The sequence below is a fragment of the Streptodolium elevatio genome (genome assembly GCF_053592165.1).
Genome location: NZ_JBSFVE010000005.1, coordinates 278,812 through 293,164 on the forward strand (window position 1 = coordinate 278,812; position 14,353 = coordinate 293,164).

A 14,353-nucleotide genomic window follows, 5' to 3' on the forward strand; every position below is an offset into this window, starting at 1 on the left:
TGTGGGGAAGCTGCCTCCCGGCGCGCGCACGAGCCCGCTGAAACCGTCAACACACGTTTGACCGACGGGGCGCGCGCGGATCCACAAGGTCACCGGGGGCATTTCCGGCCGGTGATCCGTCGCGGGACGCGTCGCGTCAGGAGCCGTTCTTCACCGGCTTGTAGAGGTTCACGGCTTGTAGAGGGTCACCGGCTTGTAGAAGAAGGTGCAGTCGCGCAGGACGCCGTCCGGATCGGCCGCGTACGCCGGGACGACGCCGTAGCGCGTCCAGCCCGCCGCCTCGTACATGCGCTCGGCCGGGCTCTCCGTCTCGGTGTCGAGCATGAGCAGCGTGATGCCGGCCTCGGCCGCGTGCGCCTCGGCGGTCGCCAGCAGCGCGCGGCCCAGACCTTGCCCGCGTGCGTCGCGGTGGACCATCAGCTTGACCACGTCGGCGCGGTGCGCGCCGTTCGCCCAGGAGCTGAAGGCCAGGCAGACCGTGCCGAGCACGCGGCCGTGGAAGGCGGCACCGTCGGAGGCGCTGTCGGGGGCGCGGTTGTACGCGGTCCACACGACGAAGGCGCCCGCGCGCACGGCGTCCGCCTGGCTGTGCCACCACGCGGCGCCGTCGCCGGGCGTGAACGGAGTGCGGAAGCCGAGCGACGCACCGCCGGTCACGGTGTCGGCGAGCAGTTCCCCGAGAGCGGGCACGGCGTCGTCGAACGCGTCCGCCGGCAGGCGACGGATCCCGACCCGGGGCGCGGCCGTCACGGCGCGACCACCACGAGTGCGTACCGGACGGGCCGTGCGCCCGGGCAGGCGTACGCGGACGGCCCCCACAACCGGAAGCTCATCGCGTCGCCCTCGTCGAGCGTGTGCGTCGTGCCCTCGACGGTGACGGCGAGCGTGCCGTCGAGGACGCGGATGTGGTGTTCGAGGCCCGGCGTCGGCGGGCCGTCGTACGCGATGTGCGCGCCCGGGGCGAGCAGGCCCTCGACGACCTCGGCGCGCAGGTCCGGGTTCGGCGGGGACACCGAGCGCCGCACGAAGCCCGAGGCCTCGTCGGTCCAGACCCGCTGTTCCTCGGCGCGCACGACGCGGACGGCCTCGGCGCCGGACTCGACCTCGGCGAGCAGACGCGACATCGTGCGCCCGTACGCCGTGCAGAGCTTGTTCAGCAGTGCCGCCGTCGGGCTGATCTCGGCGCGTTCGAGGCGCGAGAGGGTGGAGCGGCTCACACCGGTCCGGCCGGCGAGTTCGTCCAGGGACCAGGTGTGCTCGACGCGTAGCGCGGTGAGTCGCCGGGCGAGGCGTTCGTCGACGTCGTCTCTCATATGCGGGATGGTATCCCGCATATGAGAGAACCGTAGGTGGGGGTTCCGTCGATACACGGTCATCCGCACGCCGTCATCCGCGCCGGGCCAGCCACTCCTTCAGGTACGCGGGCGGCTCGCCCTCCACCCCGGCGTCCGGGCGCGGCGTCCCGGCCGCCGTGCGCAGCGGGACCACCCCGGCCCAGTGGCCGAGCTCTCGGTCGGCCGCGTCCTCGGCGAGCCCGTGCGAGCGGACCTTCGCCGCGACGTCGGACAGGTCGAGGGCGAACAGGCCGGTCTGGGCGGCTTCCTTCGGGCTCGGCGGGCGGCTGTCGGCGTACCGCCCGGGCACGAGGTGGTCGATCATCGTGGCCCAGCCGCGCGCGGTCTCCGCGGGGTCGGTCACCCGGCGCAGCGGCCCGTGGGCGATCACGCAGCGGTAGTCCATGGAGTGGTGCATGGCCGCGCGCGACAGGACAAGGGAGTCCGCGAGCGTCACCGCGAAGGAGACCGGCAGGCCCTCGTCTCCCGCGTGGCGGACCGCGATGGCCAGGTGCGAGCCGCTCGACACGTGGAGGTAGAGGCGTCCGCCGTCGCGGCCGAAGATCAGCGGCAGGATCTGCGGCTGCCCGAAGGCGGTGAACGCGACGTGCGCGAGAAACGCCTCGTCGAGGATCGCGTGCACGGTCTCCGCGTCGTAGCGCATGCGCTCGCGGTATCGCGTGGGCGTGGTCGCCTCGGTGCGGGCGTAGACGGACGGGGGCTCGGTGGTCCCGGTGGTCCCGGTGGCCTCGCGGGCGCTACTCATGTCGGAAACCTCTTTGTACTAGGTCAATCACAAGTTGGTGCTAGTACAATAAGGCGACGAGTTGGGGGACTGTCAACGCAATAGGGTGCGATCACAGATTGCGGCCGCCGGGCAACAGGTCGCCCGCGCCGTGCGACCGCACCGACGACTGCGCGTCGTTGCCGTTCAGGAGGAGATCGTGGCCCCGACCGGGCGTACCGCCGCCGAGATCGCGGCGTCCATCGAGCGCGACCTCCGGCACGGCGGCCTCGCACCCGGCGACGCGCTGCCGCCGGTGCGCACCCTGGCCGCGGGCCTCGGGGTCAATCCCAACACCGTCGCCGCCGCGTACCGCCTGCTGCGCGAGCGGGGCATCGTCGAGACCCAGGGGCGCGCCGGAACGCGCGTGCTGCCGCGCCCGGCGTCGACGGAACGCAACGCCCTCGGCCCGGCCGCGCCGCCCGGGACCCGCATGCTGGTCATGGGCGAACCGGATCCGGAGCTGCTGCCCGACCCCCGGTTCCCCGACCCCGCGACGTGGCGTCCGCTCTACAACCACCCGCCGCTATACGGCCCGCTCGCCGACGCCGCGCGGGGCGTCCTCACGGCAGAAGGGGTCCCCGCGGACCACCTCGTCGTCACCTCCGGCGCGCTCGACGCGATCGAACGCGCGCTGATGACGCACACGCGTCCGGGGGACACCGTCCTGGTGGAGGACCCGGGGTGGGCCAACTTCCTCGACCTGCTCGCCGCCCTCAACCTGACCGCGCGGCCGGTACGCCTCGACGACGACGGCCCGATCCCGGACGACGTCGCGCGCGGACTCCGGGACGGCGCGCGGGCGTTCGTCGTCACCGTGCGCGCGCAGAACCCGATGGGCGCGGCCGTCTCACCCGAGCGGGCGGCGGAACTGCGCGCGGTCCTCGCCGCCCACCCCGACGTGCTGCTGATCCAGGACGACCACGGAAACGCCATCGCCGGGCCGGAGTTGGCGTCGGTGGTCGGCGACACGGAGCACTGGGCACACGTACGGTCGAGCGCCAAGGCGTACGGTCCCGACCTGCGCTGCACGATCGTGTCCGGCGACGAGACGACCATCGGGCGCATCGCCGGGCGGCAGCGCCTCGGCCCGGGATGGGTCAGCCACGCGCTGCAGCACGCCGTCGCACACGCCTGGACCTCGCCGGAGGTCGCGGCGCAGGTGGAGCGGGCGCGGCTGGCGTACGCGGAACGCCGCGCGGCGCTCATCGCCGCCCTCGCCCGGCACGGCATGGCGGCACACGGCCGCTCCGGCATCAACGTGTGGGTGCCGGTGCGCGACGAGGTCGGCACGGTGGCCGAACTCCTGGCCCGGGGCTGGCTGATCGCCCCCGGCAAGCGCTTCCGGATCGCCTCGCCGCCGGCCGTGCGCGTCACGGTGGCGCGGCTCGCCCCCGAGGAGGCGGAGACGTTCGCCGCGGCGCTGGCCGCCGCCGCGAACGTCTCGGGCGGGTCCGCGTACCACGCGGTCTGACCCCTTGCGCCGTTCGAGCCGCTCAGCCCTCGCCGCGGGCCACCGCGCGCCGCTGCCGCTTCGCCAACGGAGTCTGCGCAAGGTCGGTCGCCTGCGAACGCAGGTTTTTGTATCCGTAGCCGCGTTCGGACAGCCACGCCTTTGCGGCCGCCTCCGCGCGTGCGGTCGCGGGCACGATGTCCTCCTCCGCGTCGCCGGACTCCTCGAACCGGAAAGTGAAGGCGTCCCGCGCGGCGATGTCGTACGCCAGGTGCCCTTCGCGCGTGAACGCGGACCGCAGGACGTCGTGGTCCGCGGCGCGAGCCAGTAGTTCGGCGCGCTGGTCGGCGTCGAGACCGTCGAAGACGCCGCGGACGGTGATGCGGAAAATACGCGTGCTCATGGCGGGACCCTAACCCGCCCGGTCGGGGTACCCAACTGGTTTGCCCGGCCCAGGATTCAGCCGACAGCCGACAGCCGACAGCCGACAGCCGACAGCCGACCCCCGACCCCCGACCGCACCACCGCCGACGCGTGGAAAGCCGAGGGGCAGGGGAACGGGAAGCACGGAGCAACGCCCCGGGCGCGCGGACACGCCGCCGGATGCCGTCCCGGTCGCGGTTCCTCACCCCGTCCGAACCGGCGAGCGCCTACGCTTCCTGACATGCCACAACCGCCTGTCCTGCACGTCATCGCGGGTGCCGCCCCACCCGTCCTGGAGATCGCGCACGCGCTGCGGCTGATCCGGGCCTGGGGATGGGACCCGTGCCTCACGCTGACGCCGACCGCCGCCCGCTGGCTGGAGAAGTCGGCGGACGACATCGCCGAGGCGGCCGGGCGGCACCCGCGTACCGCCGAGCGCCTGCCCGGCGAGGAGAAGCCCTTCCCGGCGGCGTCGGCGGTCCTCGCCGCACCGTTGACGTTCAACACTCTCAACAAGTGGACGTCCGGCATTTCCGACAATGTGGCACTCGGCGGGCTCAACGAGGCGCTGGGCGCGAAGTTGCCGATGGTCGCGGCGCCGTACTTCAACACGGACCTCGCTGCGCATCCGCGCTATCCGACGAGCGCCTCGCTGCTGCGCCGGGCGGGCGTACGCCTCGTGACCAACGGCGAAGGCGCACCGATGACACTGCCCGGGACCTCCTGGTGGGAGGCCGTCCTGCGGGAGCTCCCGGGCCGCCCCTGAGCCCTGCCGGACGTACCCGGCGCCCGACGTGCCCGATGCGCCGACGTGCGTGAACTCGGCGATGACGGCCGACATGCCGAGCGGGGTCGCGAGTTCGAACACCGCGTTGCCGTGGCCGTCCTGCCGGACCGGGAACTGCGGTACGGCTGCCGCCGCGGGGTGCCGAACCGGCGCCCCCGACGGCACGGGAGGCGGCGTCAGCGGCCGGGGCGACACCGTCGGCTGCGGCGAGTGGGGCGGCTGCGGCGATTGGGGCCGTTGTGCGGTCCGCGCCCGATACGCCTCGACATACGCCGCCGCCCCGGCCGCCGGGTGAAGGTGGTCCAACGCCGGGGTGGGAAAGGGGAGTTCGCGGATCGGTATGCCCAGTTCCGAACTCAGCTGCACCATCCCGCCCGGGTACGACCGCCCGAGCGTGCCGAACCACCAGTCGTTGCCGTGTCGCTTGATCTCCGCGAGCAGCACCGCCGTCCCCGGTCCGAGGTATTCGGCTTCGAGGTCCAGGTACGCGGTGTCCGCGCCGCCCGACGAGAGCCGCACGCGCCCCACCGGCGCGTACGCCGGACCGCCGGATGCGCTCGGCGCGGCGTGCACGACGAACACCAGGTGGTGCAGTTCGGCGGGCACGGCGCGCAGGTCGACGACGAGTTGCGGCTCGCCGGTGTGGCTCGGCACGAGGCGTACACCGCCTCCGGGGAACGCGCCCCGCATCGGACCCACCGCGTACTGCGCCCCCGGAAGCCGCCAGCCCTCGCCGAGGCCGAGGCAACCCGCCTGAAGGGCGACGGCCGGTCCGGCCGCGCCGATCCCGACCATCAGGTCTCCGGCCGGCGCGACCTCGCTTATGTGCGCGCTGTCCCCGATCCGCAGTCTGCGCATCCCCTGCTCCCCTTGTCCGCGCGCCTTCGGAAGTCGGGGGAGCCCTCAGAGGGCCGTCGGCAGCCGTCGGCCCGGCGCGACCACGAGGACACGACCCAGGCGGCCGTGGGCGCGGACGTCCGTTGCGCGTTCTCCACCCACATCACGTCGTCGAAGGGCAGTTCGTCGGCGTTGGTGGGGTCAGCCTGCGGTGCGCCAGGCCGGGCGCGCAGACCAGGACCTTGCGCAGCCTGCCTACTTCGGAATGCACGCCGTACGCCTGCACGGCGGAGTCGGCCGGAGCGGCCATGCGGTCACCTTGCCTTTCGCGGAGCTGCGGCGGGCGCTCCCGGAAGTGTGAACGGCTGGGTCCGCAGATAAACCCGATTCGTTGACTCTTCATATTGTTTGTGGCGATTCCATGAGAATTGCTGTGATTCTTCTAGGGTGTGGCCATCGGCCGGCGACCCGAAGGACGCGCATGACGAGTACCGAGGCCACGAGCGGATCAGGCGGCGCGGCGAAACTCTCCGTCCCCACGCTCACCGCACTCGTGGTCGGCTCCATGGTCGGCGCCGGGGTGTTCTCACTGCCGCGCCGGTTCGCGCAGGAGACCGGGGTCACCGGGGCGCTGATCGCGTGGGCGATCGCGGGCGCCGGCATGCTCATGCTCGCGTTCGTGTTCCAGACGCTCGCGCTCCGCCGCCCCGACCTCGACGCGGGCGTGTACGCGTACGCCAAGGCCGGCTTCGGCGAATACCCCGGCTTCTTCTCCGCCTTCGGCTACTGGGCCAGCGCCTGCGTGGGCAACGCCACGTACTGGGTGCTCATCATGTCCACCATCGGAGCCATCGCGCCCGCACTAGGAGACGGCGACACCGTCTTGGCGGTGGCGCTGTCCTCGGTCGGCCTGTGGGCGTTCTTCCTGTTGATCCGCCGCGGCGTCAAGGAGGCCGCGGCGATCAACCGGATCGTGACGGCCGCCAAGATCGTCCCGATCCTGTTCTTCGTCGTCCTGGCGCTTTTCTACCTCGACCCGAAGGTCTTCGCCGACAACGTCGCGGGCGCCGACTACGCCGGTTCGTTGTTCGACCAGGTACGCGGCACCATGCTCGCGACCGTCTTCGTCTTCCTCGGTGTGGAAGGCGCCAGCGTCTACTCCCGGCACGCCAAGCGCCGCGAGGACGTCGGGCGGGCGACCGTCCTCGGATTCCTCAGCGTCTTCGCGGTCTTCGCCTCGGTCACCATCGTCTCCTACGGCATCATGCCGATGGGCGAGATCGCCGAGCTGCGGCAGCCGTCGATGGCCGGCGTCCTCGAGGACGCGGTGGGCACGTGGGGCAAGGTGTTCATCAGCGTCGGCCTGATCGTGTCGGTGCTCGGCGCGTACCTCGCCTGGACGCTGATGGCGGCCGAGGTCCTCTTCGTGGCCGCCAAGGACGACGACATGCCGCGCTTCCTCGGCCGCGCCACGGCCGAGGACGTGCCGACCGCGGCCCTGCTCATGTCCACCGTGCTGACCCAAGTCGTCCTGATCGTGACGCTGTTCTCCGACGACGCCTTCGACTTCGCGCTCAACATGACCAGCGCGCTGTCGCTGATCCCGTTCCTGCTGGCCGCCGCTTTCGCCGTCAGGATCGCCGTCGCGCCGTGGTCGAGGTCGAGGTCAGGGGCGGGGCCGGGAGCGGGGGCGGGTACCGGGCCAGGGCGACGGGCGGGTTCGGGGTCGGGAGGCGGGGCAGGGTCAGGGGCGGCAACGGGCGCGGGCGAGCGCGGCGACGGCCGGAACACCCGCGACCTCGTCGTCAGCATCCTGGCCACCGTCTACACCGCGTTCCTGCTGTACGCCGCGGGCATGAAGTACGTCCTGGTCTCGTTCATCGTCTACGCGCCGGCGACGATCCTCTTCGTCATGGCGCGCCGCGAACAGGGGCGACGCTGGTTCTCCCGACCCGAACTGGCGCTCCTCGCGGTCTCCATCGCGGGGGCGGTCGCCGGGATCACCGCACTCGCCGCCGGCTGGATCAGCCTGTGACCCGGACCGCGGGGTGGGCAGCGAACCACTGACACCGCACCACCGACGCCGCACCACTGGCAGCGCACCACCGGCAGCGCACGACTGGCGCCGCACCATTGGCGTCGCATCACTGACAAGGAGACCCCGACACATGCGAGCTGTGACCTACAACGCCTACGCCACCGACGACTCCGGCCTGTCCGTCGGCGAGGTGCCCGACCCCAAGTGCGGCCCGGGCCAGATCCTTGTCCGGGTCCGCGCCGCCGGGGTCAACCCGGTGGACTGGAAGCTGATGACGGGCGGTCTCGACGCCATGATGGACGCCGTCTTCCCGGTGACCCCCGGTTGGGACGTCGCCGGCGTGGTCGTCGCGCGCGGCCCGGACACGCCGGACTTCGAGGTCGGCGACGAGGTGATGGCGTACGCCCGCAAGGACATGGTGCACGGTGGGACGTACGCCGAACTCGTCGCGGTCAACGCATGGTCCGCGGCGCGCAAGCCGGCCGGCCTGGACTGGCCTGCCGCCGCGGGACTGCCGTTGGCCGGGATGACCGCGCAGCGCACCCTGGAGCGCCTGGAGGTCGGGCCGGGCGACGTCGTGCTGATCCACGGCGCGGCCGGGGGAGTGGGCGGCATCGGCGTGCAGTTCGCGCGTGAGAAGGGCGCCCGCGTCATCGGCACGGCCTCGGAACGCAACCACGAGTACCTGCGGGAGCTGGGTGCCGAGCCGGTCGCGTACGGGGACGGCGTCGTCGAGCGCATCCGCGCCCTCGCCCCCGAAGGCGTAACCGCCGTCGCGGACTTCGTGGGCGGGCAGTTGGACACCACGCTGGCCGTCCTGGCTCCCGGTGGGCGGCACGCGTCGATCGCGGACAACACCGTCGAGCAGCACGGCGGCAGTTGGATCTGGGTACGCCCGGACGGGGCGAAGCTGGCCGAACTGGCCGAACTGGTGGAGCGGGGGAAGCTGGCCGTGGAGGTGGCGGCGACGTACCCGCTCGCCGAAGTACGCGCGGCCTGGGACGCCAGCCGCACCGGCCACACCCGCGGCAAGATCGTCCTGCTTGTTTGAACATGAGGAGTGGATGCGGCCGCGTGTATGCCGGTGCAGGCGCGTCTCTCGCGACCGGGCGGGCGTCCGACATGCGTGGGTGCGTGGGTGCGTGGGTGCGTGGGTGTGTGGGTGCGTACGCGGACGCATGCCTCGTCCCTCGCGGCCGGCGTCTTCGCCGCCGGTTCAGGGGACGAGGGTGAACGCGGCGGTGGCGCGGGGCTTGCCGTTGACGATGATCTCCAGGGTCCGCGGGCCTGGGGGTTCCACGCGGGTGGTGACCGGGCGGAACGAGTGGGACTTGGCGAGGGTGAAGATGTCGCCCTCGGCGTCGGCGATGCGTTCGCCGAGGTGGAACACGCGCCGCGAACCCTCGCGAACCACCGCGTACTTGAGCACCAGGGCGCCGGGCGCGTCGGCGCGCACGGTCACCTTGAAGGGGAGCCGGTCGCCGACCGCCACGGTGCCGTCGGCGGTGAACGCCTCGACGGTTCCGGTGCCGTGTGCCGCGCCGACGAGGGGCAGGGCCTCGGGGTGGCCGGTGCGCAGCAGGCCGCGAACCGCGTGTCGCACGACGCGGTCGGTGTGCGTGCCGCCTTCGTCGCGCCAGCGGGCGAGCAGTGCGACGGCCGCCGCGGGGTCGTCCTTGGCGATGTCGTTGACGTGGTTGGCGACCGAGCGGCGGACGTACTCACTGGGGTCGTCGCGCAGGCGTTCGAGGATGGGGAGCGTCGGGCCGACGGTCATGAGCCAGCGGACGCGTGAGCCCCAGGGCAGGCGCGGGCGCGTGCCCTCGGAGGCGACGCGGCGGAGGTGCTCGTCGTCGGAGTCGGCCCAGCCGCGCATCGTCGCGAGTGCGGTTTCGCGGTAGCGGTCGAGGTAGGGGCGGACGGCGAACTCGCCGGTGGCGTACGGCGTGATGACCGCGATGGTGGACATGGCCTCGTCGAGGTCCGCGACGCCGTACTCGGCGATGTAGTCGGTCGCGGGCCAGCCGCTCCACATGTCGAGGCGGGTGTGCCCGGCGGCGGCGCGGAGGACGGGGGCGGCTTGCGCGAAGGGGAGGTCGAGGGCCGCGTGCAGGGCGCGGGCGACGTGGCGTACGCGGTCCTTGAGCTCCTGGCCTTCGAGGCCGTCGAGTGCGGTGGCGACGAAGCGGTCGCGGGGGAAGGCGGCGTGGGCGGTGCTGATCCCGTCCGCGAGGGTCGCGACCGAGCGCGCGTTGATCATGTCCTTGAGGGGCTGAGCCATGGGGGCACGGTGTCAGATCGCCCTGACATGCGGTGGGCGGTGCGGTGGTGCGGTGGTGCGGTGGCGTGGTGGGCAGTGGCGCGGCGGGCGGTGGCGGTGACGGGCCGGCGCGGCGCGGGTTAGTAAACCAACATACATTTACAAATCGCGGCGCCGTGCGCTACGGTCGGGATAGATAAACGAACGGACATTTACTAACCCGATGGGAAGGGGACTCGGGGATGGCACGCCCGCGTACGACCAGCGACGAGGCAATCCTGCAGGCGACCGCGCGAGCCATCGGGCAGCACGGGCCGAACGGACTCACCCTCGGCGCGGTCGCCAAGGAGGCCGGGCTTGCGCCCGCGACCCTCGTCCAGCGCTTCGGATCGAAGCGCGGACTCATGCTCGCCCTCGCCGAACGGGCGCCCGACGACACACGGGCGGTCTTCGCCCGTGCCCGCGCCGCCGCGCACAGGTCTCCGATCGAGGCGCTGCTCGACGCTCTGGTCACGCTGGCCGTCGGCGTCAGTACACCGACCGAGATGGCCAACAACCTCGCGTTCCTGCAACTCGACCTCACCGACCCGGAGTTCCGCGCCCACGCGGCGGCGCAGGCGGCTGCCTTCCGCGAGGAGACCGCCGCGCTGCTCGACGCGGCCGTGTTCGCCCGTGAGCTGCGGGACGTGATGGACACCGCCCGCACCGCCCGCTCGGTCCAGGTGGTTTTCAACGGCACCCTGCTGCTCTGGGCGGTGGACGGCCAGGGAGACCCGCTCACTCTGCTGCGCGCCGACGTCGAGGACACGCTCCGCCCGTACCGCACATAGACCACACGCGTGCCGACCCGGCGCCGAGCCGACAGCCGACAGCCGGCAGCAGCCGGCAGACGGAAGCACGCGTCCAGCCGAAGTACGACGTACCACCGCCACATACGAAACGGAGACACCGTGACGGATCCCTCCACGACCCAGGAACTCCCCTTCACCTCAAGTGTGTTCATCGCGACCAGCCTCGACGGCTTCATCGCGCGCCGCGACGGGGACATCGAGTGGCTGACCAGCCGCGGTGAGAAGGCCGGCGACCTCGGCTACGACGACTTCATCGCCGGCGTGGACACGGTCGTCATGGGACGCGCGACGTACGAGAAGCTGCTCACCTTCGGCGCGGACATCTGGCCGTTCGCCGGACTGCACGTCGCCGTTCTGAGCACCGTCCTCGCCGATGATGCCGACTCCCGCATCACCGTCTACCGCGGCATCGACGACCTCGTCACCGGACTGGCCGCCCGCGGCACCAAGCACGTGTACGTGGACGGCGGACAGGTCATCCAGACCTTCATGCGCGCCGGGATGATCGACAGGCTCATCGTCACCACCCTGCCGATCCTGATCGGCGAAGGACTGCCGCTCTTCGGTGCGCTCGACAACGACGTCGAACTGGTGCTTGAGGAGAACAAGACCTTCGAGTGCGGGTTCGTGCGCCGCACGTACACCCTCGCGCGCTGATCGCCGGACGGACCGAGCGTCCCGTAGGACGGATCCCACGACCACCGCGCGCGGGCGGGCCGCCGCAGTCGCCCGCCCAGCCCACCGGCACCGCGCACCCCACACCGTCACACCCTCGTACGGCATCTTCCGCGCGTTTCCCCGCCCATATCGTCGCCCCCATATCGCCGCCCTGCCCGTATCGCCCGCCCCGCCCACATCGACAGCACTGCCCGTATCGCCCGTACGCCCGATGGTGGGGTAGGCCGTACCCCTCTTTCGGGTGGCGGCGCCCTGTCGGCGTCACCGGGCAGGAAGCCACGATTGTCAGCATGTCCTCCGCAGCCAATGTCAGCGACGGCCGACCCGACGGCCCACCCCCCACCCACCCCGGCGCACACCCGGACAGCCACCCGGGAAGCAACCCCGGCCACCCCGGCAACCCCTTCAAGGGCACGAACCCCTTCAAGGGCGCGAGCCCCTTCACGAGCGCCGGCCCCGACGGCATGCGGGCCGGCACCCGTACGATCGTGCTCCGCCTCCTCCGCGAGCCCACCCGGCTCCGCTCGCTGCGCGAGGCCTGGTACTTCGTGGCCGTCTTCCCGCTGACCTTCGTACTGCTGATCCTCTTCGGCGTCGGCTTCATGGTCTCGGTGCCGCTCTCCATCACCGTGGTCGGCCTACCGCTGCTCGCGGCGATCGTCCTCCTCGGCCGCTACCAGGGCGGCCTGCACCGCGGCATCGCCCGCCTGCTCCTGCGCGAGGACGTCGAGGGACCGCGCCCCTTCCACCGCCGACCCGGCGCCTTCGGCTGGCTCGGGTCCTCCCTGGGCCACCTGGAGGGCTGGCGCGGCGTGCTCTTCCTCGGCGTTCGGCTGCCGATCGCCGTCATCGGGTTCGCCGCGACATGGCTGCTCTGGGGCATGGGGCTCATGTTCCTCACCTATCCGATCTGGATGAAGCCGACGCAGCTCGGCGACCACGGCGACGGCGCCGGAGTGACGCTCGGGGACAATCTCATGGGCTCGTGGTACGAACTGATCGCCGTCGGCGTCTTTGGGGTCCTGCTCCTGCTCGTCGCGCCCTGGGCCGTCCGCCTTATCGCCTGGGCCGACCTGTGGCTGATGCGCGCGCTGCTCGGCCCCACCAAGCTCTCCGAGCGCGTACGCGACCTCGAGGAGACCCGCGCCATCGCCGTCGACGACTCGGCCGCCCGGCTGCGCCGCATCGAACGCGACCTGCACGACGGCGCACAGGCCCGCATCGTCGCCCTCGCCATGCACCTGAGCCAGGCGCAGGAACGCCTCGACGTCGACCACGGCAAGACCGACGGCGGATCCGTGGACCTCGCCAAGGCCCGTGCCCACGTGGACTCCGCACTCGGCAACGCCCGCATCGCGATCACCGAACTCCGCGACCTGGCACGCGGCATCCACCCGCCGGTCCTGGACCAGGGCCTCGACGCCGCACTGGCCACCCTCGCGTCGGGCAGCGCCATTTCGGTGGGCCTGCGCACGGACATCGACCGGCGGCCGCCCGCGGCCCTGGAGTCGATCGCCTACTTCTGCGCCGCCGAACTCATGGCCAACGCGGGGCGCCACAGCGATGCCACCGAGATCCTCATGGATGCTGAACGCCGCGGCGACACCCTCGTCGTCCGCGTCGAGGACAACGGCCGGGGCGGTGCGCGCATTCGGGAAGGGGGCGGGCTCGCCGGGCTCGCGGAGCGGGTACGCACGGTCGACGGCACGCTGCGCGTCGACAGCCCGCCGGGCGGCCCGACCCGGATCACCGTGGAGCTCCCGGTCGCCGAAGCATGAGGGCTCGACGGCACGAAAGCACGACGGCACGCGGACGAGACGGCGCAAGGAGGGGCGGCTGAGATGATCGCCCCCATGCGCATTGTCATCGCCGAAGACGCCGCAGTGCTGCGCGACGGCCTCGTCCAGCTCATCACGGACCGGGGCCACGAAGTCCCCGCCGCCCTGCCGGACGCGGAAGGGCTGCTGGCCGCCGTCGCCGAGCACCGCCCCGACGTCGCGGTCGTGGACATCCGCATGCCGCCGACGCACACCGACGAGGGGCTGCGCGCCGCCATCGAGGTGCGGAGGGCGTACCCGCAGACCGGCGTCCTGGTCTTCTCGCAGTACGTCGAGACGCGGTACGCCTCCCGCCTCCTCGCCGAGAACGCCGCCGGGATCGGCTACCTCCTCAAGGAACGCGTGGTCGACGTACGGGACTTCATGGACGCCCTGGAACGCGTCGCGGCCGGCGGAACCGCCCTCGACCCCGAGGTGGTCGGCCAACTCCTCGGCGCCGGACGCCGCGTCGACGCACTCGAGACGCTCACGCCGCGCGAGCGCGACGTGCTGGGCCAGATGGCCGAGGGCCGTTCCAACGCCGCGATCGCCAAGGCTCTGCGCATCTCGGACCGCGCGGTGGAGAAGCACGTCGGCGGCATCTTCACGAAGCTCGACCTACCCCCGTCGGACGAGGACCACCGCCGGGTTATGGCTGTACTCCGCTACCTGCGCGGCTGATTCGTCGCCGAGCGCGCCCCGGCGCCTCGCCGGTCGGACGCCGAGCCCGCGCCGCCGCCCCCTCGCGCGCGCCGGAGCGTCGGCCCGACGCGCGTAAGAGGGCGGCGTTCAACCGAGTTCGCCTACGAGCGCGTACGCGAGACCGGGCCCTGCGACCGGCCGCGTGCCGACACGCCCCCCGTGGACGCCGCAGCGGACCGGGACATGGACCCAGACGACGCGTCCTGCGACGGCGCGGGGTGTCGGGACGCCGATTCCCCGTCGGATTCCGCCTGTTCACTTCGCGGCTTCCCGCCCCCCGATTCCGCTGCGTCGCGCAGCGCGTCGGCGGAGGCGAGGGAGTTGCGCGCGGCTTCCGCGCGGAGCATGGCATTCAGGGCGGTGAAGGGATCAACGGGCATGGCAGTTCT

13 protein-coding genes and 2 pseudogenes are annotated in these 14,353 nt (G+C 72.3%); 8 read left to right on the top strand and 7 right to left on the bottom strand.

Features of this window, described 5'->3' with window-relative positions:
* Positions 1–168: 168 nt before the first annotated feature.
* The 3 genes from ACWD12_RS12925 to ACWD12_RS12935 all read right to left on the bottom strand — a co-directional run bounded on the left by ACWD12_RS12925 (position 169) and on the right by ACWD12_RS12935 (position 2,100).
* On the bottom strand, positions 169–750 hold the full coding sequence (locus ACWD12_RS12925; protein WP_450099579.1) for an N-acetyltransferase family protein: 582 nt from the start codon (positions 748–750) through the stop codon (positions 169–171).
* Positions 747–1,313, bottom strand: a complete 567-nt coding sequence (locus tag ACWD12_RS12930; protein WP_358364856.1) for a helix-turn-helix domain-containing protein — start codon at positions 1,311–1,313, stop codon at positions 747–749. Before ACWD12_RS12930 ends, ACWD12_RS12925 begins: the two co-directional genes overlap by 4 nt.
* Before the next feature lie 73 nt (positions 1,314–1,386).
* Positions 1,387–2,100 carry a pyridoxamine 5'-phosphate oxidase family protein gene (locus ACWD12_RS12935; protein ID WP_450099580.1) on the bottom strand — a complete coding sequence of 238 codons (714 nt, stop codon included), beginning with the start codon at positions 2,098–2,100 and terminating at the stop codon, positions 1,387–1,389.
* A gap of 178 nt (positions 2,101–2,278) precedes the next feature.
* Here ACWD12_RS12935 and ACWD12_RS12940 point away from each other — a divergent pair, with 178 nt between their 5' ends.
* Positions 2,279–3,592 carry an aminotransferase class I/II-fold pyridoxal phosphate-dependent enzyme gene (locus ACWD12_RS12940; RefSeq protein ID WP_450099581.1) on the top strand — a complete coding sequence of 438 codons (1,314 nt, stop codon included), beginning with the start codon at positions 2,279–2,281 and terminating at the stop codon, positions 3,590–3,592.
* Between the two features lie 22 nt (positions 3,593–3,614).
* Here ACWD12_RS12940 and ACWD12_RS12945 read toward each other — a convergent pair whose 3' ends face one another.
* On the bottom strand, positions 3,615–3,974 hold the full coding sequence (locus ACWD12_RS12945) for a DUF6204 family protein (protein ID WP_450099582.1): 360 nt from the start codon (positions 3,972–3,974) through the stop codon (positions 3,615–3,617).
* Positions 3,975–4,235: 261 nt separating this feature from the next.
* On the opposite strand from ACWD12_RS12945, the gene ACWD12_RS12950 reads away from it, so the two are divergent.
* A complete protein-coding gene (locus ACWD12_RS12950) occupies positions 4,236–4,760 on the top strand; it encodes a flavoprotein (RefSeq protein WP_358364850.1) in 525 nt (174 codons plus the stop codon).
* 387 nt (positions 4,761–5,147) lie between these two features.
* Here ACWD12_RS12950 and ACWD12_RS12955 read toward each other — a convergent pair.
* Both ACWD12_RS12955 and ACWD12_RS12960 read right to left on the bottom strand, forming a co-directional pair.
* Positions 5,148–5,639, bottom strand: a pseudogene (locus tag ACWD12_RS12955) (TerD family protein); the annotation flags it as partial.
* A 110-nt stretch (positions 5,640–5,749) separates the two neighbouring features.
* A pseudogene (locus ACWD12_RS12960) lies at positions 5,750–5,928 on the bottom strand (arginine deiminase); the annotation flags it as partial.
* Positions 5,929–6,099: 171 nt separating this feature from the next.
* Here ACWD12_RS12960 and ACWD12_RS12965 point away from each other — a divergent pair.
* A complete protein-coding gene (locus ACWD12_RS12965) occupies positions 6,100–7,653 on the top strand; it encodes a basic amino acid/polyamine antiporter (RefSeq protein WP_450099583.1) in 1,554 nt (517 codons plus the stop codon).
* A 133-nt stretch (positions 7,654–7,786) separates the two neighbouring features.
* Positions 7,787–8,707 (top strand): NADP-dependent oxidoreductase, encoded by a 921-nt coding sequence (locus tag ACWD12_RS12970; protein WP_450099584.1) that lies wholly within the window; start codon positions 7,787–7,789, stop codon positions 8,705–8,707.
* A 165-nt stretch (positions 8,708–8,872) separates the two neighbouring features.
* On the opposite strand, the gene ACWD12_RS12975 is transcribed toward ACWD12_RS12970, so the two are convergent.
* Complete coding sequence (locus ACWD12_RS12975; RefSeq protein WP_450099585.1) at positions 8,873–9,937, bottom strand: DNA alkylation repair protein; 1,065 nt, start codon at positions 9,935–9,937, stop codon at positions 8,873–8,875.
* A 221-nt stretch (positions 9,938–10,158) separates the two neighbouring features.
* On the opposite strand from ACWD12_RS12975, the gene ACWD12_RS12980 reads away from it, so the two are divergent.
* The 4 genes from ACWD12_RS12980 (at position 10,159) to ACWD12_RS12995 (ending at position 13,943) form a co-directional block, all read left to right on the top strand.
* Entirely contained in the window at positions 10,159–10,746 is a 588-nt protein-coding gene (locus tag ACWD12_RS12980; protein WP_450099586.1) for a TetR/AcrR family transcriptional regulator, read from the top strand.
* A gap of 120 nt (positions 10,747–10,866) precedes the next feature.
* Complete coding sequence (locus ACWD12_RS12985) at positions 10,867–11,424, top strand: dihydrofolate reductase family protein (protein ID WP_450099587.1); 558 nt, start codon at positions 10,867–10,869, stop codon at positions 11,422–11,424.
* A gap of 311 nt (positions 11,425–11,735) precedes the next feature.
* Positions 11,736–13,223, top strand: coding sequence for a sensor histidine kinase (locus ACWD12_RS12990; RefSeq protein WP_450099588.1), 1,488 nt, complete (start codon positions 11,736–11,738; stop codon positions 13,221–13,223).
* Positions 13,224–13,298: 75 nt separating this feature from the next.
* Positions 13,299–13,943 carry a response regulator gene (locus tag ACWD12_RS12995; RefSeq protein ID WP_435839227.1) on the top strand — a complete coding sequence of 215 codons (645 nt, stop codon included), beginning with the start codon at positions 13,299–13,301 and terminating at the stop codon, positions 13,941–13,943.
* Positions 13,944–14,353 lie beyond the last annotated feature (410 nt).

Excerpts from the sequence above, each read along its gene's own strand:
- ACWD12_RS12965 (WP_450099583.1), top strand. The coding sequence starts at position 6,100 with ATGACGAGTACCGAGGCCACGAGCGGATCAGGCGGCGCGGCGAAACTC.
- ACWD12_RS12995 (WP_435839227.1), top strand. The coding sequence starts at position 13,299 with ATGCGCATTGTCATCGCCGAAGACGCCGCAGTGCTGCGCGACGGCCTC.
- ACWD12_RS12945 (WP_450099582.1), bottom strand. The coding sequence starts at position 3,974 with ATGAGCACGCGTATTTTCCGCATCACCGTCCGCGGCGTCTTCGACGGT.
- ACWD12_RS12950 (WP_358364850.1), top strand. The coding sequence starts at position 4,236 with ATGCCACAACCGCCTGTCCTGCACGTCATCGCGGGTGCCGCCCCACCC.
- ACWD12_RS12975 (WP_450099585.1), bottom strand. The coding sequence starts at position 9,937 with ATGGCTCAGCCCCTCAAGGACATGATCAACGCGCGCTCGGTCGCGACC.
- ACWD12_RS12980 (WP_450099586.1), top strand. The coding sequence starts at position 10,159 with ATGGCACGCCCGCGTACGACCAGCGACGAGGCAATCCTGCAGGCGACC.
- ACWD12_RS12990 (WP_450099588.1), top strand. The coding sequence starts at position 11,736 with ATGTCCTCCGCAGCCAATGTCAGCGACGGCCGACCCGACGGCCCACCC.
- ACWD12_RS12935 (WP_450099580.1), bottom strand. The coding sequence starts at position 2,100 with ATGAGTAGCGCCCGCGAGGCCACCGGGACCACCGGGACCACCGAGCCC.
- ACWD12_RS12930 (WP_358364856.1), bottom strand. The coding sequence starts at position 1,313 with ATGAGAGACGACGTCGACGAACGCCTCGCCCGGCGACTCACCGCGCTA.
- ACWD12_RS12970 (WP_450099584.1), top strand. The coding sequence starts at position 7,787 with ATGCGAGCTGTGACCTACAACGCCTACGCCACCGACGACTCCGGCCTG.